This window comes from Faecalibacterium sp. 3, from assembly GCF_048323735.1.
Classification (GTDB): Bacteria; Bacillota; Clostridia; order Oscillospirales; family Ruminococcaceae; genus Faecalibacterium; species Faecalibacterium wellingii.
The window spans coordinates 2,672,592-2,696,953 of the sequence record NZ_JBLWFN010000001.1 but is presented as its reverse complement, the minus strand read 5'-3'; the positions used below and the strand labels follow the sequence as shown (position 1 = coordinate 2,696,953).

The window sequence follows — 24,362 nt, the reverse complement described above, 5'->3', positions numbered from 1 at the left end:
CCTTTTACATTGCCATGCCGCCGTCTGCACAGAGCACCTGCCCGGTGAGATAGCTGCTTTGTTCTGCGGCAAAAAATGCCACTGCATTTGCCACATCCTCCGGCTTTCCTGCGCGGCCTGCGGGGATGCCCTTTGCCATTTCGGCACGGACGGCTTCCGGCAGGGCGGCGGTCATGTCGGTCTCGATAAAGCCCGGCGCGACCGCATTCACGGTCACATTGCGGCTTGCCAGCTCGCGGGCAAGGCTTTTGGTCAGTCCGATCAGGCCCGCCTTGCTGGCGGCGTAATTGGTCTGGCCGGCGTTGCCCCGCAGGGCCACCACACTGGAAAGGTTCACGATGCGGCCCCAGCGCTGGCGCACCATGCGGCGGGCGGCCTCCTTGCAGCAGAGGAACGCACCCTTGAGGTTTGCGTTCAGCACTGCGTCAAAGTCCTCTTCGCTCATGCGCAGGATCAGGTTATCGCGGGTAATGCCCGCGTTGTTCACAAGGATATCCACCCGGCCAAAGGCGTTCACCGCCTGTTCAAAGAGCGTTTTGCAGCCCTCGGCAGTGGAAACATCGGCCTGCACAGCCACAGCATTTGCGTTTTCGGCCTTGCACAGAGCCACCGTCTCGGCAGCTGCAGCTTCGCCGTGGCAGTAGTTTACCACCACATTGCAGCCCTGCTTTGCAAGCTGGATGCACACAGCCCGGCCAATGCCCCGGCTTCCGCCGGTGACAACGGCGGTGCGGATGATCGTTTCTTCGCTCATAGCTCTTCCTTCCATGCTGTCAGTGCGGCGTTCAGCTGCTCCGGGGTCTCCACCGAAGCGCAGACCACGCCGGGCAGGGTCTTTTTCACAAAGCCAGCCAGAGCACTGCCCGGGCCGACTTCCAGAATATGGTCTACGCCCAGCTCACCGAGGCGGCGGAGCGTATCTTCCATGTAAACGCTGCTCTGCACCTGCTTCACCAGCAGCGCCGGGATGCTGTCGGCATCAGCCTTTTCACGGCCAAGGCAGTTGAACAGCACCGGCACCTGCATCTCGCCAAAGGACTCAGAGGCAAAACGCTTTGCCAGTGCATCCCCGGCGGGGGCCATGAGACGGGTGTGGAACGGGCCGCTCACCTTGAGCGGGATGCAGCGGCGGGCACCGGCTTCTTTGGCCAGTGCGGCGGCTTTGTCCACAGCGGCTTTCTCGCCGCCGATGACCAGCTGGCCCGGGCAGTTGTAGTTGCAGATCTGCACACAGCCCAGCTCCGCCGCCTGCTCACAGCAGGCGGCAAGTGCCTGCCGGTCAAGGTTCAGCACGGCGGTCATGCCGCAGTCGATGCCTTTTGCGGCTTCGGCCATGGCTTTGCCGCGGTAAGCGGCCAGCTCGATGGCCTGTTTTGCGGTGAACACTCCGGCAGCTTCCAGCGCGGAGTATTCGCCTAGCGAAAGCCCGGCCACATAAGCGGGCTTTACGCCCTGCTGTGCCAGCACTGCGGTCACGCCGCAGGCAAAGGCCACCATGCAGGGCTGGGTATATTCGGTCTGATTCAGAAGGCCGTCCGGGTCCTCAAAGCAGACGCGGTGCAGGTCGAAGTCCAGCTCTGCGCTGTCGAATGCCGCCCGGAACGCGGGAGAGCCTTCGTAAAATTCTTTGCCCATGCCGGGGTGCTGTGCCCCCTGACCGGCATATAAAACGGCAAGCTTCATTGATTTTGCCTCCATTCGGTCACAAGTTCGTCCATCAGCTCCTGTACCGTGCGCATCCGGTCCAGCCTGCCCACGTTGGCTCCGCAGAAGAACAGGCCCTCCTCCACATTGCCCTTTACGGCTTCGATGAGCGCGTGGGTGATGCAGTAGGGCACCTTGGCGGGGTCGCAGGTCTTCAGGCAGCGGGCACAGTGCCGGGGAGGGAAGCGGGTCCCCTCTGCCAGCGCCTGCACCAGCGGGGTGTTCAGTGCACGGCCCGGCATTCCCACCGGGCTGTGGATGATCCGCACATCTTCGGGCCGGGCGTTCAGCAGAACGTCCTTGTAGCCCTGGGATGCGTCACACTCGTAGGTGGTGATAAAGCGGGTGGCAAGCTGTACGCCTGCAGCGCCCATTGTGGTAAAGTGGGCCATGTCGGCACCGGTGTATACACCGCCTGCCACAAACACGGGGATGCTGTGGCCAAACTGTGCTTCAAAGGGCTTTACCTCGGCCAGCACCTCGGGCAGGATGTCGTCGAGGGTCTGGCATTTGCCTGCCAGCAGATCATCTTCGGCAAAGCCGAGGTGTCCGCCTGCCTTGCAGCCTTCGATCACCACAAAATCAGCGGTGCGGCCAAACTCTTTGGCCCAGCGGCGCAGGATGAGCTTTGCGGCCCGTCCGCTGGAAACGATGGGAGCGATGGCAACATCCGTTGTGCCCACGATGCCGGGCAGCTCCAACGGCAGGCCTGCGCCGGACACCACCGCGTCTACGCCCGCTTCCACAGCAGTGCGGATCGCGGCCGCATAATCCTGCGTTGCCACCATGGCGTTGATGGCTACCATACCGGAACCCTTTGCGATCTCCTTCGCCTTCCGGATCTCGGCGGTCAGGGCACGGTGATTGGCGCTTGCTGGGTCGCGGGCAAAGTCCGGCTCCCGGTAGCCTGCATCGGCGGTGGAGATGCACCCCATGCCGCCGCAGGCTGCAACAGCACCGGCCAGCCCGCCAAGGGAAACGCCCACACCCATGCCGCCCTGTAAGATGGGCACAGACAGGGCCTTTCTACCGAGGGTCAGCATTCGGTGTTCAGCGCGGCAATGCGCTGCCTCCCGCCGTCCCACAGGTCTGCAAGAATATCCGCCACAGGGCGCACCTCGTGCAGCATGCCTGCCACCTGACCGGCCATCAGGCTTCCGGTGGTGGTGTCGCCCTCAAACACGGCGCGGCGCAGGCTGCCAAGGGTGTACTTTTCCAGCTCCATCTTGTCGGCACCGGCGTTTTCCTGCCGGACATATTCACGGCTCATGCGGTTTTTCAGCACCCGCACCGGCGCACCCACGCTGCGGCCGGTCACGATGGTATCGCTGTCCTTAGCCTTGAGCAGGGCGGCTTTGTAGTTGGGGTGGATGGGGCATTCCTCGCTTGCCAGCAGGCAGGTGCCCACCTGCACGCCGCAGGCGCCCAGAGCCAGAGCTGCTGCCAGCTGACGGCCGTCGGCAATGCCGCCTGCCGCAATGACCGGAATGCTGACCGCATCCACCACCTGCGGCACCAGCGCCATGGTGGTCATTTCGCCCACATGGCCGCCGCTCTCGGTACCTTCGGCGATGACGGCGTCGATACCCAGCGGTTCCAGATGCTTTGCCAGCACCGCAGCGGCCACCACCGGGATCACCTTGATGCCGGCGGCTTTCCACATGGGCACGTATTTGCCCGGGTTGCCTGCACCGGTGGTCACAACGGACACGCCCTCGTCCACCACGATCTGCGCAAAGACATCTGCCTGCGGATGCATGAGCATGATGTTCACGCCGAAAGGCTTGTCGGTCAACTGCTTGCAGCGGCGGATATTCTGGCGCAGGGTGTCGGCATCCATGCCGCCCGCACCGATGATGCCCAGCGCTCCCGCATTGGAGCAGGCAGCGGCAAACTCGCCGGTGGCGATGTTGGCCATGCCGCCCTGAATGATGGGGTATTTTGTGCCTAGAATTTCATTTAAAAGTTTCATTGAAAACCCTCTCAGTCAATGCCGTAAGGCATTGCCAGCTCCCCTTTCGGGGGAGCTTTTTTCTGCTTTTCTGTCAGCCAGACCTTCTCTTGGAAAGCACGCTGACCCTACCCGCCCATAAGGCTCCCCCTTCGGGGGAGCTGGCGCGTCAGCGCCTGAGAGGGTCATATTCCACGATCATTCCGCCCCATGTCAGGCCGCCGCCAAAGCCGATGCAGGTCAGCAGCTGGCCCGGCTTCAGCTGCCCGCTCTCGGCCAGCTCGTTGAGGGCGACCGGGATGCTGGCGGCGCTGGTGTTGCCGTGGCGCTCCATGTTCTTGTAGAACTTTGCCGGGTCGGCCTTCAGCGCCCGCACGCAGTGGTCGATGATGCGGCTGTTGGCCTGATGGCAGACCACCCAGTCCAGTTCATCCAGTGTTTTGCCGGTTTCTTCCAGCACAGCGTGCAGACATCTGGGCAGAGCATCCACTGCAAAGCGGAACACCGCTTTGCCATCCATCGTGATGGGGGCAGAGCCTTCGCGGTTGGGCCCGCCGGCATGAATGGCGGCATCACCCCGGGCACCCAGTGTTACGGCAAAGGGCACGGAGGCTGCAGTCAGCTCAAAGACGGCTGCACCGGCCCCATCGCCAAACAATACGCAGGTGGAACGGTCGGTTGGGTCTATCAGGCGGGAGAGAGCTTCACAGCCCACCACAAGGGCATACCGCCCGCCCATCGTTGCCAGCAGCCCGCGTGCCACGGCGGTGCCATACAAAAAGCCGGAGCAGGCCGCGTTTACGTCCAGCGCCGGGCAGTTTTCCGGCAGGCTCAGCGCTGCCTGGATCTGGCAGGCAACGCTGGGGGTCGCATCCGGTGCCGAAAGGGTGGCACAGATGCAGCAGCTGATGTCTGCCGGGGCAAGGCCGCTGCGGCTGAGCGCCTGCTTTGCGGCAGCAATGGCAAGGGTGGCAGCGGATTCGTTCTCGCCGCACCAGTGCCGGGCGCGGATGCCGGTGCGGGTGGTGATCCACTCGTCGCTGGTGTCCACCATGCGGCTCAGATCTTCGTTCGTGACAGTCCGGCCGGGCAGTGCCCCGCCGGTGGCTATCAAGCGCAAAGCAGCGTTCATGGGTTCCTCGTTTCTCCGATCTGACGGTATTTTTTATAGCGCTGATCGGCCAGCGCCCGGCCGCTCATGCGGCACAGCTCTCTCAGGTTTGCACGCAGTGCTTCGTCCAGCGTCTCAAACAGGGCGGCATGGCCGCGCTGTGCGCCGCCCACCGGCTCCGGGATCACCTGCTCCACAATGCCGCCGCGGTACAGATCCTGCGCCGTCAGCTTCATCATCTCACAGGCTTCGCCGCTGCGGGAAGAATCCTTCCACAGGATGCTGGCAAAACCCTCGGGACTGAGGACAGAGTAGACGGCGTTTTCCAGCATGAGGATGCGGTTTGCCACGCCCAGAGCCAGCGCGCCGCCGGAAGAGCCTTCGCCGGTAACGACGGCGATGACCGGCACAGTCAGGCCGCTCATTTCCATCAGGTTCCGTGCGATCGCTTCGCCCTGACCACGCTCCTCGGCGTCCTTTCCGGGGTAAGCGCCCGGGGTGTCGATAAAGGTGATGATGGGGCGGCCGAACTTTTCCGCCTGTTTCATCAGGCGCAGAGCCTTGCGGTAGCCCTCCGGCCCCGGCATACCAAAGTTGCAGGCCAGATTTTCTTCCAGCGTAGCACCCTTCCGGTGGCCGATGACCGTCACCGGCAATCCGTGAAAACGGGCGATGCCGCCCAGAATGGCAGGGTCCTCCTTGCACTGACGGTCGCCGCGCTGCTCAAAGAAATCGGTGAACAATGCGTTCACGATCTCATCGATGTGGGGGCGTTCCGGATGTCGGGCCAGAAACACCCGGTCCTCGGCGGTCAGCGGGCCGCAGGTGCGCAGGATCTCGTCCTCCTCCACGGCCAGCTCAGCCAGTTCGGACGCATGCGCTGTGATGGCTTCCATGTCGTTGCCGCGGCCCTTCAGCGCGGCGATCTGGGCGTCCAGCGGAGCCAGCTGTTCCAGAATTTCTTTGATCATTCGTGCTTTCCTCCTGTGTGGAGCTGTAAGATCTGGATCAGGGTATCCCGCAGCTGGCTGCGGGGGATCACCTGATCCACAAAGCCGTGCTCCATCTGGAACTCGCTGCGCTGGAATCCGGCAGGCAGCTTTTCGCCGATGGTCTGTTCAATGACCCGGGGCCCGGCAAAACCGATCAGCGCACCGGGCTCTGCCAGCATGATGTCGCCAAGGCTGGCAAAGCTGGCGGTCACGCCGCCGGTGGTGGGATGGGTGAGCACACTGATGTACAACCCGCCCTTTGCGGAAAACCGCTGGATGGCGGCGCTGGTCTTGGCCATCTGCATCAGGCTGAAAATGCCCTCCTGCATCCGCGCACCGCCGCTGGCCGAAAAGATGACCAGAGGAAGCCGCTTGGCGGCGGCGTATTCCACTGCGCGGGTGATCTTTTCGCCCACAGCAGTGCTCATGCTGCCCATGAAAAAGCGGCTGTCCAGCACGGCTGCCACGCAGGCCACCCCGCCGATGCGGCCGGTAGCCGTGACAGCGGCTTCGCGCAGGCCGGTCTTGTTCTGGGCGGCAGCAAGCTTCTCGCTGTAGTCCGGAAAGCTGAGCACATCCTGCGGAGGCAGGTCTGCATCCAGTTCCCGGAAGCTGCCGTGATCCAATACCAGACTCAGCCGGTAGTATCCGCCGATGGGCATGTGATAGCCGCAGTTGGGGCAGACGAAAAGGCTTTTGGTCCACAGGGTGCGTGCTGCGCGGCGGCCGCACTGCTTGCACTCCACGAACTGGGGCTCGTGCCAGACGGCCCCGGCGTCCCGCTTGGCTTTCAGCTGGAAGGTGCGCTCCCGCATCCGGCCGGGGAACAGATCTCGGATATCGTTCATCGCTTTTTGCCTCAGACGTGTGCGGTGATGTAGTTGAAGATGTCGCCCACGGTCTTGAGCTTTGCCAGCTCCTCGTCCGGGATGGACACGCCGCAGGCATCCTCCAGAGCCATGTTCAGCTCCACAGCGTCCAGACTGTCAGCCTCCAGATCCTCGGTCAGGCTGGCCTCCATCGTGACCTTGTCCTCGTCGCAGTTCAGGGTATCGACAACGATCTTCTTCATTTCTTCAAACGTCATGGTAGTAGTCTCCTTTGTTTTGTTAAGTTTGTATTTTTAACTAAATATTTTGATGTTTCTTGCGAACACGACTATTATAGCCGAACTGTTGGATAAGTCAAGAATAATAGTTAAAATAATTTATCTTTTACAATTTTGACACAGTTCTCTTCCTTTTTATAAAGAGGGCGGCGGAACACGGAGATCGATCTTCCACACAAAGGCTTTCGCTCCGGGTTCGGCTGCAAAAGCTGATTTCCGTGAGGGGGGCAGACCCCCCTCTTTTCTGTTTTGGCGAAGCGTGGTACAATAAAAGCAGATCATGGCCCTTGGTCGGCCTGTTGGAGGAGAGCGCAAAACGATGAACGATCTTGGCGGCAAGGCATACTATCATCTGCCCGGCCTGTTTGAATTTTATGAGCTGTACCGTGTGTTTCTGCCCCTGTTCCGGGAGCACCGCGCGTATTTCTACGACTGGTGCGAGATCGGTTCCATCTACGGAGCCCCGGCAGACTGCATCTGGGGCGGGGGCCGTGCAGGCTTTGGTGACCAGAGCGCAAAAGAGGTGCGGGCGCTGCTGCGGGAGTACGGCATCTCTGCCCGGCTCACCTTCAGCAATTCACTGCTGCAGAAGGAGCACTTGCGCGACCCGAAATGCAATGCCCTGTGTGCGCTGTTTGAAGCGGGCAGCGGCGTGCAGAATGGGGTCATCGTACACTCGGAGCTGCTGCTGGAGTACCTGAAAGCGCGGTACCCGGGTTTTTACTTTGTGTCCTCCACCACCAAGGTCCTGACGGAGTTTGCCCAGCTGCGCAGGGAACTGGAACGGGAGGAGTTCCGCTTTGTGGTGCCGGATTTCCGTCTGAACAAAGCGTTTGACCAGCTCAAAGGACTGCCGCAGGCCCGGAAGAATAAGGTGGAATTTCTCTGCAATGAGTGCTGCTGGCCCGGCTGCAAAGACCGGAAGCGGTGCTATGAGACCGTCAGCCGCAAAAACCTTGGCGAAGCCTGCCCGGAGCACGTATGTACCGCACCCGATGCACAGGAGGGCTACCGCTTTTCCAAAGCAATGCAGAGCCCGGCGTTTATCGGGACGGAGGAAATCTGCAGGACCTACCTGCCCATGGGCTTTTCCCATTTCAAGATCGAAGGCAGAGGCCTTGGCAGTGCGCTGATCCTGGAATTTCTGCTGTACTACATGACAAAGCCGGAATATCAGCTGCAGGTGCGGGAGGCGATCTATCTGGACAGTATGCTGGATCTGTTCTGAGCTAAAGCGGCGGAAAAATATGCGCAGCGGCTTTTCTTCAGTGCAGTGATGTGCTATAATGAGCGCAGAAAACCGAACAAACAGGAGGGAACACGAGCATGGAATTTACAGAAGTAGTCCGGAACCGGTATTCCTGCAAAAATTTTGATGCAGGCAAGGCGGTGGACGCCGCAAAGCTGACCGAGATCCTGGAGGCAGGCCGTGTGGCGCCGACTGCCAAGAATTTTCAAGAGCAGAAGATCTATGTGATCCAGTCGGCAGAGGGGCTTGCAAAGATCGACAAGGCAACGCCATGCCGCTACAATGCACCCACCTGTCTGGTGGTGGCGTTTGACCGTACCAATGTGTTCACCTACCCCGGCGGCAGGCGGGACTCCGGTGTGGAGGATGCCACCATCGTGGCCACCCACATGATCCTGGCCGCTGCCAATGCAGGCGTGGACAGCTGCTGGGTCAACTTTTTTGATCCGGAGCAGCTGGCAAAAGAGCTGGGCCTGCCCGAAAATGAAGAGATCCTGATGATCATGGATCTGGGCCATGCCGCACCGGGCGCTGTGCCGCTGCCGAACCATGGCTCCCGCAAGCCGCTTGCGGATACGGTAGCATATCTGTGATCGGATAATACAATACCGGCAGGGCCTTCTGATACGGGCTCTGCCGGTATTTTTCTGCAGGACAAAAAAGAAAAGCCTCCATGCGGTTGAACATGGAGACTTTCTCTTTTTATAGATCATGGACCTGGAGGGAGTCGAACCCTTGACCTTTCGGATGCGAACCGAACGCTCATCCCAACTGAGCTACAGGCCCATATGGTGACGCTGTTAGTGTAACTCTGTTCGGATGATTTGTCAAGAGAATTATGTGCTGTTTCAGCGGCGGCCCAGCTGCCAGAAGGCCACAGCACTGGCGGCGGCAACGTTCAGCGAGTCCACGCCGTGGGACATGGGAATCTTCACGGTGTGGTCGCAGGCGGCAATGGTGCTGGGGGCAAGGCCATCGCCCTCGGTGCCCAGAACGATGGCGAGCTTGGGCTCGGCGGCAAGGACGGCATCATCGATGCTCACGGAACGGTCGCTCAAGGCCATGGCGGCAGTCCGGAAGCCCAGCGCGTGCAGCTGTGCGATGCCGTTCTCCGGCCAGTCGGCAGGGGACGCACCGATTTGTGCCCATGGCACCTGAAACACGGTGCCCATGCTCACGCGCACTGCCCGGCGGCACAGAGGGTCGCAGCAGGAGGGGGTGATGAGCACCGCGTCCATATTCAGCGCGGCGGCACTGCGGAAGATGGCCCCCACATTGGTGGAGTCCACAATGCCTTCCAGCACGGCCACCCGGCGCGCATTGCGGCAGACCTCTTCCACACTGCGGGGCAGCGGACGGCGGAACGCGCACAGCACACCCCGGGTCAGCTCAAAGCCGGTCAGGCTGGCCAGCGTGTCACGGTCAGCGGTGTACACCGGCGCATCGCCGCAGCGGGTCAGGATCTCTGCCGCAGGGCCGGTGATCTGTCGGCGCTCCATGAGCAGGGAGAGCGGCGTGTACCCGGCATCCAGTGCGCGGGCGATCACCTTGGGGCTTTCGGCAATGAAGATACCTTTTTCCGGCTCCAGACGGCTGCGCAACTGCGCCTGCGTCAGGCGGGCGTAGATGTCCAGCTCCGGCGCGGAAAGGTCGGTGATCTCAATGATATTCGGCATAAGGAAATCTCCTTTGGAAAAGCTTTTTTCTTATTCTAGCACAACCCGGGCGGGAATGCAAAACTCCATACCCAAAACAGGCCGGCATCCCACGCGGGGACACCGGCCTGCAAGGACAGATTTATTCGGAGCGCAGTGCGGTAACAGGGTTGCACTTGGCTGCGCTGCGGGCGGGGAGCAGGCCGCCGAGGATGGTAAGCAGGGTGGCCAGTACGATCAGGATCAATGCGGCCCTGGGCGGCAGCACGGCAGTGACGCTGTTGGTACCGGCAATGGAATGGATGAGCATGTTGCCGGGGATCAGCAGCAGCAGGCACAGGCCCACGCCGATCACGCCGGAGCACAGACCGATGATGAAGGTCTCGGCGTTGAACACCTGCGAGACGTTGTGCTTGGAAGCACCGATGGCGCGCAGAATGCCGATCTCCTTGCGGCGCTCCAGCACACTGATATAGGTGATGACGCCGATCATGATGGAGGAGACCACCAGCGAGATGGCCACAAAGGCCACCAGTACGTTGCTGACCATGCCCACGATCTTGGTCACGGCGCTCATCAGGGTGCCGACCGTGTCGGAGAAAACGATCACCTTGTCGTCCTGTCCCTGCTCGCGCATGGAGGCGTTGTAGGCGTTCAGGTTTTCCACGATGCGGTTCTTGGCCTCAAAGCTGTTGGGATAGATCCAGATGGCTCCGGGCGATGCGTAATCAGAGTAGCCCAGCGAGCCCAGTACGCTGTTGTAGGTGGTGGAGCCGGACTGCAGGTTCAGCTTGACCAGATCCACCAGATCGTCGGTGCTCATGTTCAGTCGCACGGCATTCTGGAACACCGCAGCGTCGATCTGCAGTGCGTCTTCCACCTGACTGCTGAGCTTGGAAATGTTCTTCTGGATCGCGGTCTGCAGCTGCTGGCTGAACTGCGCAGTCAGCTGGCGCATCAGCTGCTGCATCACGGTGCCGATCTGAGCCTGAATGGCGGCAGTGAGCTTTTCCTGCAAGGCTTCGCCCAGCTTCTGGGTGAGCTGCTGGGAATAGCTTTCCAGATAGCGGGCCATGATGCCCTGCAGGTTCTGCTGCAGCGATGCAGTGAACTGATCCTGCAGGCCGGAGGTATCCAGCAGGCTGCCCATGGATTCGGCAAGGATCTGCTTGAACATGTCGCTCTCCATATAGGAAGAGAAACCGATCTTGTCCAGATTCAGGATGCCGTTGCCAATGATATAGCGCTTGTAGCCGTTCATGACGTTCTTCATCAGTTCCTGCAGCGCATCCTGCGAAATGGACATGTCCATGTCCGCGAACAGCTGGCTCAGATCCAGCGAATCCATCTCCGGCAGCTGCACATCGCTCAGGTCGATGTCGCTCAGGTCAAGATCGTTCATATCCAGCTGGAAGGAGGACGGATCGATGATGGACGCAAGGTCGAAGGAGCCGTTCGTCAAATTGAACGCGCCGCTCAGGTCAAACTGCAGCTTGCTGGCGTCGAACTGGAAGGCATCCTTCAGCGCATCGGTGTCCACAGAGAACAGGGAGGAAAAATCAAGGCTGCTCTTGTCCTGCTGCTCCGTGTCAAAGGGTTCACCGGTGAGCACGTTGGTATCCGGGTGGGCAAGCTGCTGCTTTACGACCTCGCTCTCGGCGGCATGGTCGATGGCGTAATAGGTCAGCGCATGGGAATAGGCAACGCCGGTGGGCAGGATGGTGGAGCTGGCGTCCGGCTTGGGCTGGACGACGCCCACGATGGTCAGATTCGGGCTGTCGGCAACGGCCTGTTCCATGAAGGCTTCATCGCCGGACTGGTTGCGCCAGATCTGGCGGTCCTCGTCATAGGCATAAAGGTCGGAAAGGGTCAGTATCTTGAACTTCAGCCCCACAAAGGTCTCGTAGGGATAGGTGCTGTAACCGGTGGGCGCAGGAGTGTTTTTGTCTCTGGAATATGCTTCCAGAAAACGCAGCATCACGTTTTCATCCTCAATGCCCATCAGGTAAAGCGCATAGTCGCTGACACTGCCGTCTGCGTTCAGCACCAGAATGGCTTCGTTGGCACCATTCGGCCAGCGGCCTGCCTTGACGTCGTACTGGTTCTCGTACAGAGAGGGCGCCTCGGCCATTTCGGTGAACACATTCTGGTTGGTCATGGAGGAGACGATACCGGCAGCAGAGGCGGTGTTGCTCAGGGAAGAGATGGTGCTGTCCGGATACACCTGACGCACGGTGCCGTCCTTATTCTGGCGGTAGATGAGCGGGTAGGAGCCGTAGGTGTACTCGATGGAAGCAGCGTCCTCCGGGATAGGGCAGTCCGGGCTGTCCAGATAGGCTTTCAGGGAGGCAAGGTCGTTGGAATTGGAGGTGTCCTCGGTCAGCTGGGAAAGCAGCTCCCGCACCGTGACCATTCCCTCCGGGGCGGAAGAGGACGATACACTGCCGACGCCGGTGGTATCGGCAACGGCAGTGGTATAACTCTCCGGGTTCAGCAGGGCGGCAAGGTCAATGCCGTTATAGGTAATCTGCAGCGGATACTCCGAAAGGGTGGAACGCTCCATGTCCTGGATATAATTGCTCACACCGGCCGAGAGTGAGAGGATCAGCGCGATGCCGATGATGCCGATGGAACCGGCAAATGCGGTGAGCAGGGTGCGGGCCTTTTTGGTGAGCAGATTGTTGAAGCTCAGGGAAAGGGCCGTCAGCAAAGACATGGAGGAATGGCCCAGATTCCTGTGCACCGGCGGGGCCAGCACGGCATCGTCCGGCAGGAAGGGGGCCGTGTCGGACTGGATGATGCCGTCGCGCAGACGGACGATGCGGGTGGCATACCGTTCGGCCAGCTCCGGGTTGTGGGTGACCATGACCACAAGGCGGTCTTTGGCCACCTCCTTTAGCAGCTCCATGACCTGAATGCTGGTCTCGCTGTCCAGTGCACCGGTGGGCTCGTCCGCCAGCAGGATGTCGGGATTGTTCACCAGAGCGCGGGCAATGGCCACCCGCTGCATCTGACCGCCGGACATCTCGCTGGGATGCTTGTGCAGCTGGTCTCCCAGACCCACCTGTTCCAGTGCTTTGGCGGCCCGGCTGCGGCGCTCCGCACCCGAAATGCCGGAAATGGTCAGTGCCAGCTCTACGTTGGAGAGTACCGTCTGGTGGGGAATCAGATTGTAGCTCTGGAACACAAAACCAATGGTATGGTTGCGGTAGGAGTCCCAGTCGCGGTCGGTGTATTTTTTGGTGGAAACACCGTTGATGATCAGATCACCGCTGTCGTAGCGGTCCAGGCCGCCGATGATGTTCAGCAGGGTGGTCTTGCCGGAACCGCTGGGGCCGAGAATGGCAACAAATTCATTGTCCCGCAGGTTCAGGCTGACGTCATCCAGTGCTTTCTGGACCAGATCGCCGGTCTTGTATTCTTTTTTGATGTGTTTGAGTTGGAGCATGTGCAAGCCTTTCCGGCCGCTCCCCACAGGAACGGTGCCGCTCTTTCCAATGAACTGTCAAAAGCTGCGCTCTGCGCAGAATGTCATACCCTTTCATTTTACCGTAATAATATGAAAAAACTGTGTATAACCGGGTGAGAATTTCTGCGGAATGGATAAAATTATGTGCTGTTGGCAGAGACCGGCTGTCCAAAACGGGAAAAGACCGGGAAAATGAGTCGAAAAGTTGAATTTGCGTCGCATTCGTGCTATTTTAAGAGCAGGAGATGCCGCTGAAAAAGCAAAAAGCGGCATGGCCGGGCCGGACAAAAGAGACCAGATGCTAAAAACCGTGGTAAATGCTGGTCAAAATGGACATGCGTTGTAAAAAAGTTGTAAAAAATAAAGTATGGCGTAAAAATGCAGCCTGATGAAAATAGACACTTCTTCGGGGTTGTACCACTTCCTTTTTGCTCCTTAAAATATACTCGGAAAAGCTTTTACAGCAAAACAGGAAAAACAGGGAATACAGTAAAATACTGCGGAACCCTGTAGCAAGGAGGAAGAATTATGGAACGTACATTTTCACCTATGATCCGTCAGTTTTCGGCAATTGACGGACTGCAGAAGGCGTATACGCTGGTGTATTCGATGGATGCGGACGACGAAAGCGGCTGTCGTCTGACCCTTTGCCGCACCGGGAGCCGACAGTGCATGGAAAGCCGGTACATCGCGGCGGCACCGGAATTCGGCTACCGGATCCTGCGGTATCTGTGTGAGAATGGCGTCCAGCCGGAGATCTGGCAGGATGTGGTAGAGGAACTGGCCGACACAGAACAGCTCAGGCAGAAAGGCGGCGCGTTGTGTGGAGAATGAGAACACAGACAGAACGCTGCAGATCGCCCTTGGAAGCTACGACCGCAAGGAACTGCGGGTACAAAAGAATTACATACAGGAGCAATGCGCCGGGTCAGAGTGCACCTGCTTTCAGAACGGCAGCCGCCTGCTGGAGCAGCTGCAGCAGGGCCGGAGATTCGACGCAGTGATCCTTTGCAGCCAGCTGGAAGATATGAGCGGGCTGGAACTTCTGACGGAGCTCCGCACCACGGAAGCAAGGCCCCCGGTATTGATGATCGATGAAGCCCGGCGGCAGAACAGCAGCATCCTCTGCCCGGAGTCCGGCGAAGGCCTGTGTTATGTTGGCCGTACGGAGCTCAGAAGCCTGCTGTGGGAGCTGTACCGGATGCCGGGACGGCAGAACCGGCAGATGGAACGCAGGTGTCAGGAATTGTACGAGGGCTGGGGAATCCGGCAGCCGGACATGAATAGCCGCTATCTGTCCAGCGCAGTGGGCGTGGTGTATGGCACCATCCAGAAGCTGGCGATCCGCAAGGAGATCCTGCAGGCGGTGGGCGAACAGTATGAGGTGTCGGTCTCTGCCGTGGACAGCGGGATCCGGCGCATGGTCGATCAGCTGGAAGCCAGACCCACCGCAGAATGGCTGGCGTTCAAAGAAAAAAGCGGCTTTACAGACGAAAAGCCCACGACCGGCAAATTGATCTATGCAGTCAAAAACTATCTTCAGCATCAGAAAGGCGGCTGAGCAGGAGGCTTTGGAGGCGTAAAGGTATGGAGCAAGAGTGGCAAAACGACGCGGGAGCACTGACGGCACAGGCGATCCCGCAGAAAGATGTGGAACAGGCCTGCTTCCATGCATTGGGACTGGTCGGACGCAACTGCGAATATCTGGAGCAGCACCTTGCACGGGTCGGAGCCGATGAGCAGACCCGGCAGGCTGTGAATGACATCAGCGCCGCTGCGGCACGGTTGGACCGCACGATGAACGAAGTGATGACCCTGCTGGATTTTCTGCGTGCAGAAGAGCCCCCGCAGCTTTCCCCGCTGGATCTGTGCCAGATGCTGCAGCAGATCGCAGCGCAGGCCGATATGGTGCAGGAGCAGCTGAATGTGGAGCTGACGCTGGACTATGGCGGCTTGACGTCCTGCCGTGTGATGGCCGACTGCAGCGATGCAGAGCTGCTGTGCCTGCATCTGCTCTCCAATGCGCTGCGTGCCTGCGGCACAGGCGGCAAAGTGCAGCTGACGCTGCGCCGGTGTGAGAGTTTCTGGCAGCTGACCGTGCTGGATGACGGCTGCGGCCTGCCGGAAACAAGCAGGGAAGCATGGCTGGAAAACCGCCGCTGCTTTCTGGGCGGGGCCGGGCTTGGCCTGCTGCTCTGCCGCGAGTGCTGCCGCCGTATGGGCTGGGACCTGCAGGTAGAACAGCGTGCACCGGAAAAAGGCACCCGGGCCGTCGTGACCATCCCGCTGTGTGATGAACCGATGCCGGAACCGACCGTGGAATTGCGTTCGGACTGCAGCCCGGTGCGGACGCAGCAGCAATACCAGCTGCGCAATATGCTGGTGCGGGAGCTGCGCACCATGCCGGAGCGCGGCGGCACGGAAGACCTGTGAAGAACCGGTGCTGAAGCCTGCTCTATAAATAGGAAGAAGACACTGCTGCATGATAAATAGGAAGAAGATACTGCTGCATGGGAGAGCGCCTGTGCAGCAGTTTTTGTTTGCAGACTGAGCTGCAGATGCCGCCGTTTCAATCTGGACAAGTTCACAAAATGTTTAACTTTTTGCGCGGAAAATACTATTTTTTCCGTGTAAAATGAAGCACATGCATTGATTGCACCACAGAATTGGATTATAATACAGCTGTATGCGATTCAATGAATGATTCGTTACCAAACTAATTTTTGGTAAAGAAATTGCTTTGCCTTTTACCGGGGACGTCGTCTCCGGCATTTGTCCTTAGGAGGAAAACGACGTGAGAGTAGGTCTTGACATCGGCAGCACCACCATCAAGTGTGTGGTGCTGGATGAACATGATACGCTGCTGTATTCTACATACGAACGGCACTACAGCCATATTCTGGAAAAGGCGCAGGAGCTGCTGCGCCGCATCGATGCCGAGCAGATGCACGGTCAGAAGGCGCTGCTGAGCATTTCCGGTTCGGCGGGCATGGGTCTGGCCGACAGCTGCGGCGTGCCCTTTGTACAGGAGGTGTTCTCCACCCGCGTGGCGGTCAAGCGCTTTGTGCCCCAGACGGACTGTGTCATTGAGCTGGGCGGCGAGGATGCCAAGATCCTGTTCCTGACCAATGGCACCGAGGTGCGCATGAACGGCAGCTGCGCCGGCGGCACCGGCGCCTTCATCGACCAGATGGCGACTTTGCTGAAGATGGGTGCCGACGAGATGAACAAAGCGGCAGAGAATGCCCAGCGCACCTACACCATCGCCTCCCGCTGCGGCGTGTTCGCCAAAAGTGACGTGCAGCCGCTGATCAATCAGGGCGCCCGCACCGAGGACATTGCTGCCAGCATTTATAAGGCTGTGGTCAACCAGACCATTGCAGGCCTTGCACAGGGCCGTCCCATCAAGGGCAATATCCTGTATCTGGGCGGCCCGCTCACTTTCAGCAGCGTGCTGCGCAAAAGCTTTGACGAAGCGCTGAACGTGACCGGCACCTGCCCGGAGAACAGCCTGCTGTATGTGGCACTGGGTGCTGCCCTCTATGCCGACAAGTCTTTTGTTCTGTCCGAGGTGGCGGATGCGCTGGATCAGTATGCTGCCACTGCCACCTATGCCAGCGAGCCGCCGCTGTTCGCCAGCAAGGAGGAATACGAGGCCTTTCATGCCCGCCACATGTCCCACAGCGTGCCCCGCGTGCCCTTCAGTGCCCAGTGCGGCCCGGTGCATATCGGCATCGACTCCGGCTCCACCACCGTCAAGCTGGTGGTGGTGGACGAGAAGAGCCAGATTCTCTACACCAACTATCAGCCGAATCTGGGCAACCCGCTGCCCCTGATCCGGGAGCAGCTGCTCAAAATTTACAAGGAGCACCCGGGCCTGCAGGTGGCCAGCGTCACCACCACCGGCTACGGCGAAGACTTGGTGAAGAACGCCTTCCGCTGCGACTACGGTCTGGTGGAGACGGTGGCACACTTTACCGCCGCCAAATACTTCATGCCGGATGTGGATTTCATCATCGACATCGGCGGGCAGGATATGAAGTGCTTCAAGATCGAGGATGGAGCCATCAGCAACATCTTCCTGAACGAAGCCTGCTCCTCCGGCTGCGGCAGCTTTTTGCAGACCTTTGCACAGGCACTGGGCTACGATGTGAAGAAATTTGCGAGCCTTGGCCTGTTCGCAGACCGCCCGGTGGATCTGGGCAGCCGCTGCACCGTGTTCATGAACAGCTCGGTCAAGCAGGCCCAGAAGGACGGTGCCAGCATCGAAAACATCTCGGCAGGCTTGTCCATCAGCGTGGTCAAGAACGCACTGTACAAGGTCATCCGCGCTTCCAGCCCGGAAGAGCTGGGCCGCAAGATCGTGGTGCAGGGCGGTACCTTCTATAATGAAGCCGTGCTCCGCGCCTTTGAAAAGGAGATGGGGGTGGAGGTCATCCGCCCGGACATCGCCGGTCTGATGGGCGCTTATGGTGCGGCGCTGTACGGTCTGCGCCAGAGCCATAAGAGCGGACAGGCCGCCTCTGCTATGATGAACGAGCAGGAGCTGGAAGCCTTTGCGCAGAAGGTGGTCAGCGTCAAGTGCGGCGGCTGCGGCAACCACTGCCAGCTCACCGTCAACACCTTTGCGGACGGCCGCAAGTACATCTCCGGCAACCGCTGCGACAAGCCCGTGACCGGCAAGAGCGCCGACGACAGCCTGAACCTCTACGCCTACAAGCAGCAGCTGCTGGCCGAGTATAAGCCGGTGCCCGGCAGCCGCGGCTCCATCGGCATCCCGCTGTGTCTGGGCTTCTACGAGCTGCTGCCCTTCTGGTGGGCCTTCTGGACAAAGCTTGGCTTTGCGGTGCACACCAGTCCGGTGTCCAGCCGCGGGCTGTATCTGGCCGGTCAGGCCACCATCCCCAGCGACACCGCCTGCTTCCCGGCAAAGCTGAGCCACGGCCACATCAAGGCTCTGAGCCAGATGCAGCTGGACGCCATTTTCTATCCCTGCCTGACCTACAATGTGGACGAGGGACTGGGCGACAACCACTATAACTGCCCGGTGGTGGCCTACTACCCCGAGGTTCTGGCAGGCAACTGCCCGGAGCTGGAAGGCACCAAGTTCATCTATGACTATGTGGGCATCCACCGCCCCAAGGACTTTGTGCACAAGATGGCAAAGAACATCCTGCCCAAGTACTTCGGCGGCATCTCGGAAAAAGAGGTGCAGGCCGCAGCGGATGCCGCCTATGCGGAATACGAGTCCCACATGGCAAAGATCCGGGTGAAGGGCAGCGAGATCATCGATGAAGCCCGCCGTCAGGGCAAGCGCATCATCGTGCTGGCAGGCCGCCCCTACCATGTGGACCCCGAGGTGAACCACGGCATCGACCGCCTTATCACCCGCCACGGCGCTGCCGTTGTTACCGAGGACAGCATCTCCAACCGGGTGCAGAAGTTCCCCACCAGCGTGCTGAACCAGTGGACCTACCACAGCCGCCTGTATGCCGCCGCCAAATACTGCACCACCCAGAAGGATATGGATCTGGTGCAGCTGGTGTCCTTTGGCTGCGGCGTGGATGCCATCACCACCGACGAGACCCGCGAGATCCTGCAGGAGGGCGGCAAGCTCTACACCCAGCTCAAGATCGACGAGATCACCAATCTGGGTGCCGTGAACATCCGTCTGCGCAGCCTGTTTGCCGCTCTGGATGAGCGGGACGAGGTAGCTGCAGAAAAGGCAGAATAAAATAGAGAGAGCGCAAAAGGCTTTTTAAAAAAGCAACATAGGAGGAACCTATGGAATACAATTATCCCAAATTTACTCCGGAGATGAAGAAGACCCATACCATCCTCATCCCCAACATGGCCATTACCCAGTTCCGCCTGCTGGAGTACGCCCTGCGTTACGACGGCTACAAGTGCGAGATCCTGGGCAACTGCGGCAGTGCCGTGGCACAGCTGGGCCTGAAATATGTCCACAACGACACCTGCTACCCGGCCCTGCTGGTCATTGGCCAGTTTCTGGACGCACTGAACAGCGGCAAGTATGATCTGGACCACACCGCCCTGCTCATCACCCAGACCGGCGGTGGCTGCCGTGCTTCCAACTACATCCATCTGCTGCGCAAGGCACTGGTCAAGGCGGGCTATCCGCAGATCCCGGTGGCCAGCCTGAACTTCTCGGGTCTGGAAAAGGACAGCGGCTTCCAGATGACCCTGCCGCTGGCCCGCCGTGCACTGGCCTGCATTTTCTACGGCGACATGCTGTGCGCCCTGCGCAATCAGGTGGCACCTTACGAGAACGAGAAGGGTGCTGCCGATAAGATGGTAGACCTGTGGGTGGAACGTCTTGGCCGTGTGCTGCTGGCGGGCAAGGGCTACACCGCCGGGGAGATGAAGCACACCTTCCCCCTCATCGCAAAGGACTTTGCCGCCATCCCCGTTACCCGGGTGCCTAAGGTCAAGGTGGGCGTTGTGGGTGAGATCTATGTCAAGTACAGCCCGCTGGGCAACAACGACCTGCAGAAGTTTCTGGAAAGTCAGGACTGTGAGGTGAACTTCCCGGGCCTGATGGGCTTTGTGCAGTACTGCGCCTTCAACATGGGCGAGGATCATGTGCTGTACGGCGGCAAGCTGGCGGTGAAAATCGGCATCGATCAGTTCCTCAACTGGCTGGATGGCATCGAGCGCGCCATGCTCAAGGCCGAGGCCGACGCAGGCTTCTACGCCCCCGGCCCCTTCAAGGAGCTGGTGGAAAAGCCCAAGGGCATCATTTCGCTGGGTGCCAAGATGGGCGAGGGCTGGCTGCTGACCGCCGAGATGATCGAACTGGTGCAGGGCGGCTATGGCAACATCGTGTGTGCCCAGCCCTTCGGCTGCCTGCCCAACCACATCGTGGGCAAAGGCATGGTGAACAAGATCCGCGCCCTGTATCCCAGTGCCAACATTACCCCCATCGATTACGACCCCAGTGCCACCAAGGTCAATCAGGAAAACCGCATCAAGCTGATGCTGGCAGTGGCCAAGGAGCGCCTGAATGCCCCGGTGGAGGCAAGGCCCCTGACGGCAGAGGAGATCGCAGGCGGCGCACCCAAAGTCGGCGCAGTGGTCTGAGCTGCTGAAGCGGAAAATACCGAAATGCAAAAAGCCCGTCCGGGCGTAAAACTCGGACGGGCTTTTATCATGCCTTGAGAAAAATCAATGCAGGAGAGATCACTTCTGATTCTTCATATAGATGTGGTGGGGCAGACCGGCAATGTACAGCGGGGTCAGCTCGGCCTGGATCAGCGGACGGGCATAAGCCAGAAATTCATCGGTCATCTGGGTGTGGTTGGCGTTCATCCAGCTCAGCGGCACCTTCTTTTCGAGGTTTGCCACCTCGCTGATGGGGTGCAGCTCGGTGGTGCACTGGTACGGGCTGTTGGAGATGCGCTTCAGGGCCACCATCTGGCCGGTGACGCCCTCAAAAGCAGCCTTGGCAGCAGCACCGCCTACCTGATAGGCCTCGGTGATGTCGGTGCGGCTGGTCAGATGGCCTGCGCAGCGCTGCAGGGTGGAAAGCTCGATGCAGCGGGTCTTGGTGTCCAGATTGCGGGCCACCACGTTGGCCAGATACCGGGCGGTGCCGGTCAGGGCCTTGTGGCCAAAGGCGTCTACAGCGTGCACATCGTCGGCCAGCTCACAGACGTAACGGCCATCTTCCAGCTTGACGCCTTCGGACACGGCAATCACGATGCTGGGCTTCTTTTCCTGCATCACGCGCACCTTCTCAATGAAGTGCTCCACATTGAAGGGCACTTCGGGCAGGCAGATCATGTCCACGCCCTCGCAGTCGTCGCTCTTTGCCAGAGCAGCGGCAGCGGTCAGCCAGCCTGCATTGCGGCCCATGATCTCCACCACGGTGACGTACTTGGTGCCGTACACGGTGGCGTCGCGGATGATCTCCTTCATCACCACGCCGATGTACTTGGCAGCAGAGCCGTAGCCGGGGGTGTGGTCGGTGACCATCAGGTCGTTGTCGATGGTCTTGGGCACGCCCATAAAGCGGATGTCGCTCTGGATGCGCTCGCCGTACTCGGCCAGCTTGCCGATGGTGTCCATGGAGTCGTTGCCGCCGATGTAGAAGAAGTAGCCGATGTTCAGCTTTTCCAGAATGGCGAACAGCTTTTTATAGACGGCCTCGTCCTCATGCCAGTCGGGCAGCTTGTAGCGGCAGCTGCCGAGGAAGCTGGACGGAGTGCGCTTGAGCAGCTCGATGTCCAGATCGTCCGTCAGCACGGTGGAAAGATCCACCACCCGCTCCTCCAGCAGACCGGCAACGCCATTGCACATGCCGTAGACGATGTCTGCGCCGCGGCTCTTGCAGCTCTCAAAGACGCCCGCAAGACTTGCATTGATGACGGAAGTAGGACCGCCAGACTGACCAACGATTGCATTTTTACCCATGATGATTTCTCCTTTTTTGTTTTTCTGTTTCGGCAATATATTACGTGCAGGATGCACGAAAACAGACGCGGGAAAAGGGGTTACAGACGGATGTGGCGCGGGGTGCCGTTGACGTAAACGGGGGTCACCTCGTCCAGGATCAGCGGACGGGCATACTCCTCAAAAGCAGCCGTCACCTGCATCCCGTCGGGGCTGATCCAGTCCAGCGGCACCTTCTTTTCAAGGTTTGCCACCTGCTGCACATCCACCGACTCGGTGATGCACTGATAGGGATAAGCGGAAATGCGCTTGAGCGCGATCATGCGGCCGGTCTCGCCCGCAAAGGCGGCGGCTGCTGCGGCACCGCCCACAGCGTAGGCCTCGTTCACGTCCGTGCGGCTGGCCAGATGGCTGGCGCAGCGCTGCAGGGTGGAGAACTCGATGGCGCGGCTCTTGCAGTTCAGTTTATCGTGGATCAGGTCGGACAGATAGCGGCTGGTGCCGCTGAGCACGGCCTTGTGGCCAAAGGCATCCAGCTGACCGGCAGTGGACACCAGATCGCACAGATAGGTGCCGTCGGCAGTCTTGACGCCCTCGCTGGCAGCGATGATAACGTTGGACTTGCGGCGCTGCAGCTCGTCCACCCGGGCAAGGAACTTGTCCTGATCGAAGGGCACCTCAGGCAGCAGGATCAGATCCGGGCCCTCGCAGTCGTCGCCGCCGGCAAGGCAGGCCGCACCGGCCAGCCAGCCCGCGTGGCGGCCCATGATCTCGGCCACGGTCACGCTGCGGATGTCATACACGGAGGAATCCCGGATGACTTCCTTTAAAATGGTGGCAATGTACTTGGCGGCAGAGCCGTAGCCGGGGGTGTGGTCGGTCAGACACAGGTCGTTGTCGATGGTCTTGGGCACACCGATGAACCGCACACTGCTGCCGACACGGTCACCGTAGCGGGAAAGCTTTGCGATGGTGTCCATGGAGTCGTTGCCGCCAATGTAGAACACCGCGCAGATGTCGTACTTGTCAAACAGGGTGAACAGCTTGATGAAGGGTGTGGAGTCCACATCCGGGTCCGGCAGCTTGTAACGGCAGCTGCCCAGATAGCTGGACGGGGTGCGCTTGAGCAGTTCGATGCTCATGCGGTCGTCCAGCAGGACGTTCAGCTCCAGCATTTCCTCCTTGAGCAGACCCTCGATGCCGTACTTCATGCCGTACACCTTGTCTGCGCCCAGACTGCAGGCTGCTTTGTACACGCCCGCCAGACTGGAGTTGATCACGGCGGTAGGGCCGCCGCTCTGACCAATGATCACGTTCTTGGCCATGAGAACCTCCTTTTGCAAATTTCATTCTTATCATTTTTACGCCGCCTGCAAGATACGGCTTCCGCGCCGCTTTGCATGGGAAAATGGTCCTGAGGCCCTGCACTGCCCGCAGACCGACGGTAAACAGACCGCACCTTGCAAGTGATACAAAAAAGTTTGCGGCATGTGCACACGCTTTTTGTAAAATGTGCAAAATTGCCACATCCTTATTGTACCCGTTTTACCTGTTGTATGCAAGACCCAATTGGTTGCACAGGCAAAAAAATTATGATAAAATAAAAAACAGACCGCTCTGGGGGCGGTAAAAGTCCCCCTCTGCGGGGGAAAATTGGAGAAAGCTGGAAAAACCATGGGCATTTCACACGAATATCATTCGGCACCGCGCCGGTCACGGCACGGCACCGTCAGCGGCAGGCTGCGCTTTCTGGGCGCAGTGATCGCAATTTTGCTGGTATCCTACGCCATCACCGCCATTCTGGAAAATGGCGCAGAGGGCGCGGACGATACTCCGTCCACCAATGCAGGCGGCATTGCCGAGAACATTCTGGCCCCGCTGCCCATGCAGGGCGAGGCAGACAGCAGCAGTGCCGCACCGGACAGCAGTATCGGCACGCCGGACGCTGTCACCCTGGAAGCATTTGGCCCGGCAAAGCAGACCGCCGGAGCGTACACCGTAAAGGCCTATGACGCCAGTGTGATCCGTCAGCCCAGCTGTGGGCAGGTGGATCTGAGCTATTTTGCGGATGCGGCTTTTCTGGGCGACAGCCTGACCGTGGGCTTCTCGGATTACCAGATCAATCTGGGCGGGGCGCTCATCTGCGGCTATACCGGCGTGGGCCCGGATGCCATCGTGAACCGCAGCGCGGTCAAGAGTCCCACCCGCGGGCAGGAGGTGGCACTGGATGTGCTGGCCGCAGCGCAGCCCAGAAAGCTGTATATCCTGCTGGGCACCAACACCCTCACCACACTGGGCGCGTCAGACCGCTTCCTTGCCTACTACGGCCAGATGCTGGATCTGCTGCGCCAGACGCTGGGCGATGGCTGCACCATTTACGTGCAGTCCATCCCGCCGGTGCGGCCCACTGTGGCAGCAGAAAAGCCGGGCCTTGCCACCGATGTGCTGCGCGGGGTGAACGAGCAGCTGGCTCAGATGGCAGCCAGCAAGGGCTGCGTCTATCTGGACCTGTGGGAGGCGCTTGCAGACGGCGAGGGCAACCTGAAGGAGATGCTTGCCGCACCGGATGGTGTGCATCTGAGCGCCGGCAACGGCTATGGCGCGTGGGTCACCTACCTGCGCAACCATGCAAAGTACAGCGCGGACAATTCCTGGACGATGGGCAGCGTGTACAGCGCACAGTAAAACGGAGTGAAAAATAAAGAGCCATT

Annotated in this window: 21 protein-coding genes and 1 tRNA gene; 9 read left to right on the top strand and 13 right to left on the bottom strand. The window is 59.8% G+C overall.

The features are described from left to right. Positions 1-4 precede the first annotated feature (4 nt). The 8 genes from fabG to acpP form a co-directional block, all read right to left on the bottom strand. Positions 5-754, bottom strand: coding sequence for a 3-oxoacyl-[acyl-carrier-protein] reductase (gene fabG / locus ACNSPV_RS12685; RefSeq protein ID WP_348583120.1), 750 nt, complete (start codon positions 752-754; stop codon positions 5-7). Continuing rightward, positions 751-1,683: an ACP S-malonyltransferase gene (gene fabD / locus ACNSPV_RS12680; protein WP_348583121.1), complete on the bottom strand. Its 933-nt coding sequence runs from the start codon at positions 1,681-1,683 to the stop codon at positions 751-753. Before fabD ends, fabG begins: the two co-directional genes overlap by 4 nt. Then, positions 1,680-2,747 (bottom strand): nitronate monooxygenase family protein, encoded by a 1,068-nt coding sequence (locus ACNSPV_RS12675; protein WP_348583122.1) that lies wholly within the window; start codon positions 2,745-2,747, stop codon positions 1,680-1,682. Before ACNSPV_RS12675 ends, fabD begins: the two co-directional genes overlap by 4 nt. Further along, positions 2,741-3,676 carry a DUF561 domain-containing protein gene (locus ACNSPV_RS12670; RefSeq protein WP_339395221.1) on the bottom strand — a complete coding sequence of 312 codons (936 nt, stop codon included), beginning with the start codon at positions 3,674-3,676 and terminating at the stop codon, positions 2,741-2,743. Before ACNSPV_RS12670 ends, ACNSPV_RS12675 begins: the two co-directional genes overlap by 7 nt. A gap of 148 nt (positions 3,677-3,824) precedes the next feature. Next, complete coding sequence (locus tag ACNSPV_RS12665) at positions 3,825-4,787, bottom strand: beta-ketoacyl-ACP synthase 3 (protein WP_348583123.1); 963 nt, start codon at positions 4,785-4,787, stop codon at positions 3,825-3,827. Then, the gene (locus ACNSPV_RS12660; protein ID WP_249237035.1) at positions 4,784-5,737 is read right to left on the bottom strand and encodes an acetyl-CoA carboxylase carboxyltransferase subunit alpha; all 954 of its coding nucleotides are present in this window, start codon (positions 5,735-5,737) and stop codon (positions 4,784-4,786) included. Before ACNSPV_RS12660 ends, ACNSPV_RS12665 begins: the two co-directional genes overlap by 4 nt. Then, entirely contained in the window at positions 5,734-6,606 is an 873-nt protein-coding gene (gene accD / locus ACNSPV_RS12655) for an acetyl-CoA carboxylase, carboxyltransferase subunit beta (RefSeq protein ID WP_339395219.1), read from the bottom strand. The genes ACNSPV_RS12660 and accD overlap by 4 nt, the downstream gene beginning before the upstream one ends. An 11-nt stretch (positions 6,607-6,617) precedes the next feature. After that, a complete protein-coding gene (acpP, locus tag ACNSPV_RS12650) occupies positions 6,618-6,845 on the bottom strand; it encodes an acyl carrier protein (protein ID WP_249237033.1) in 228 nt (75 codons plus the stop codon). 340 nt (positions 6,846-7,185) lie between these two features. Here acpP and ACNSPV_RS12645 point away from each other — a divergent pair, with 340 nt between their 5' ends. Together ACNSPV_RS12645 and ACNSPV_RS12640 are read left to right on the top strand one after the other, a co-directional pair. Continuing rightward, on the top strand, positions 7,186-8,094 hold the full coding sequence (locus ACNSPV_RS12645; protein ID WP_348583125.1) for a hypothetical protein: 909 nt from the start codon (positions 7,186-7,188) through the stop codon (positions 8,092-8,094). Between the two features lie 98 nt (positions 8,095-8,192). Further along, on the top strand, positions 8,193-8,708 hold the full coding sequence (locus ACNSPV_RS12640; protein ID WP_348583126.1) for a nitroreductase family protein: 516 nt from the start codon (positions 8,193-8,195) through the stop codon (positions 8,706-8,708). A 119-nt stretch (positions 8,709-8,827) separates the two neighbouring features. Here ACNSPV_RS12640 and ACNSPV_RS12635 read toward each other — a convergent pair. The 3 genes from ACNSPV_RS12635 to ACNSPV_RS12625 all read right to left on the bottom strand — a co-directional run bounded on the left by ACNSPV_RS12635 (position 8,828) and on the right by ACNSPV_RS12625 (position 13,218). After that, positions 8,828-8,901 (bottom strand) — tRNA-Ala (locus tag ACNSPV_RS12635). A gap of 62 nt (positions 8,902-8,963) precedes the next feature. Continuing rightward, positions 8,964-9,791: an RNA methyltransferase gene (locus ACNSPV_RS12630; RefSeq protein WP_339395216.1), complete on the bottom strand. Its 828-nt coding sequence runs from the start codon at positions 9,789-9,791 to the stop codon at positions 8,964-8,966. Positions 9,792-9,912: 121 nt separating this feature from the next. Continuing rightward, positions 9,913-13,218 (bottom strand): ATP-binding cassette domain-containing protein, encoded by a 3,306-nt coding sequence (locus ACNSPV_RS12625; RefSeq protein ID WP_348583127.1) that lies wholly within the window; start codon positions 13,216-13,218, stop codon positions 9,913-9,915. 226 nt (positions 13,219-13,444) lie between these two features. Here ACNSPV_RS12625 and ACNSPV_RS12620 point away from each other — a divergent pair, with 226 nt between their 5' ends. The 6 genes from ACNSPV_RS12620 (at position 13,445) to ACNSPV_RS12595 (ending at position 20,340) form a co-directional block, all read left to right on the top strand. Further along, positions 13,445-13,585 (top strand): hypothetical protein, encoded by a 141-nt coding sequence (locus ACNSPV_RS12620; protein WP_348583128.1) that lies wholly within the window; start codon positions 13,445-13,447, stop codon positions 13,583-13,585. A 182-nt stretch (positions 13,586-13,767) separates the two neighbouring features. After that, positions 13,768-14,073, top strand: coding sequence for a hypothetical protein (locus ACNSPV_RS12615; protein WP_348583129.1), 306 nt, complete (start codon positions 13,768-13,770; stop codon positions 14,071-14,073). After that, positions 14,063-14,800 carry a response regulator gene (locus ACNSPV_RS12610; RefSeq protein WP_348583130.1) on the top strand — a complete coding sequence of 246 codons (738 nt, stop codon included), beginning with the start codon at positions 14,063-14,065 and terminating at the stop codon, positions 14,798-14,800. Before ACNSPV_RS12615 ends, ACNSPV_RS12610 begins: the two co-directional genes overlap by 11 nt. Positions 14,801-14,826: 26 nt before the next feature. Further along, positions 14,827-15,672: a HAMP domain-containing sensor histidine kinase gene (locus tag ACNSPV_RS12605; RefSeq protein WP_348583132.1), complete on the top strand. Its 846-nt coding sequence runs from the start codon at positions 14,827-14,829 to the stop codon at positions 15,670-15,672. A gap of 361 nt (positions 15,673-16,033) precedes the next feature. Next, on the top strand, positions 16,034-18,973 hold the full coding sequence (locus tag ACNSPV_RS12600; protein WP_339395209.1) for an acyl-CoA dehydratase activase: 2,940 nt from the start codon (positions 16,034-16,036) through the stop codon (positions 18,971-18,973). A gap of 50 nt (positions 18,974-19,023) precedes the next feature. Continuing rightward, a complete protein-coding gene (locus tag ACNSPV_RS12595; protein WP_348583134.1) occupies positions 19,024-20,340 on the top strand; it encodes a 2-hydroxyglutaryl-CoA dehydratase in 1,317 nt (438 codons plus the stop codon). 99 nt (positions 20,341-20,439) lie between these two features. Here ACNSPV_RS12595 and ACNSPV_RS12590 read toward each other — a convergent pair whose 3' ends face one another. Next, complete coding sequence (locus ACNSPV_RS12590; RefSeq protein ID WP_348583135.1) at positions 20,440-21,672, bottom strand: 6-phosphofructokinase; 1,233 nt, start codon at positions 21,670-21,672, stop codon at positions 20,440-20,442. An 80-nt stretch (positions 21,673-21,752) separates the two neighbouring features. Continuing rightward, positions 21,753-22,976 (bottom strand): 6-phosphofructokinase, encoded by a 1,224-nt coding sequence (locus tag ACNSPV_RS12585; RefSeq protein ID WP_339395206.1) that lies wholly within the window; start codon positions 22,974-22,976, stop codon positions 21,753-21,755. A 349-nt stretch (positions 22,977-23,325) separates the two neighbouring features. Between ACNSPV_RS12585 and ACNSPV_RS12580 the strand changes: the two genes are divergently transcribed. Further along, entirely contained in the window at positions 23,326-24,336 is a 1,011-nt protein-coding gene (locus ACNSPV_RS12580) for a GDSL-type esterase/lipase family protein (RefSeq protein WP_348583136.1), read from the top strand. Positions 24,337-24,362 lie beyond the last annotated feature (26 nt).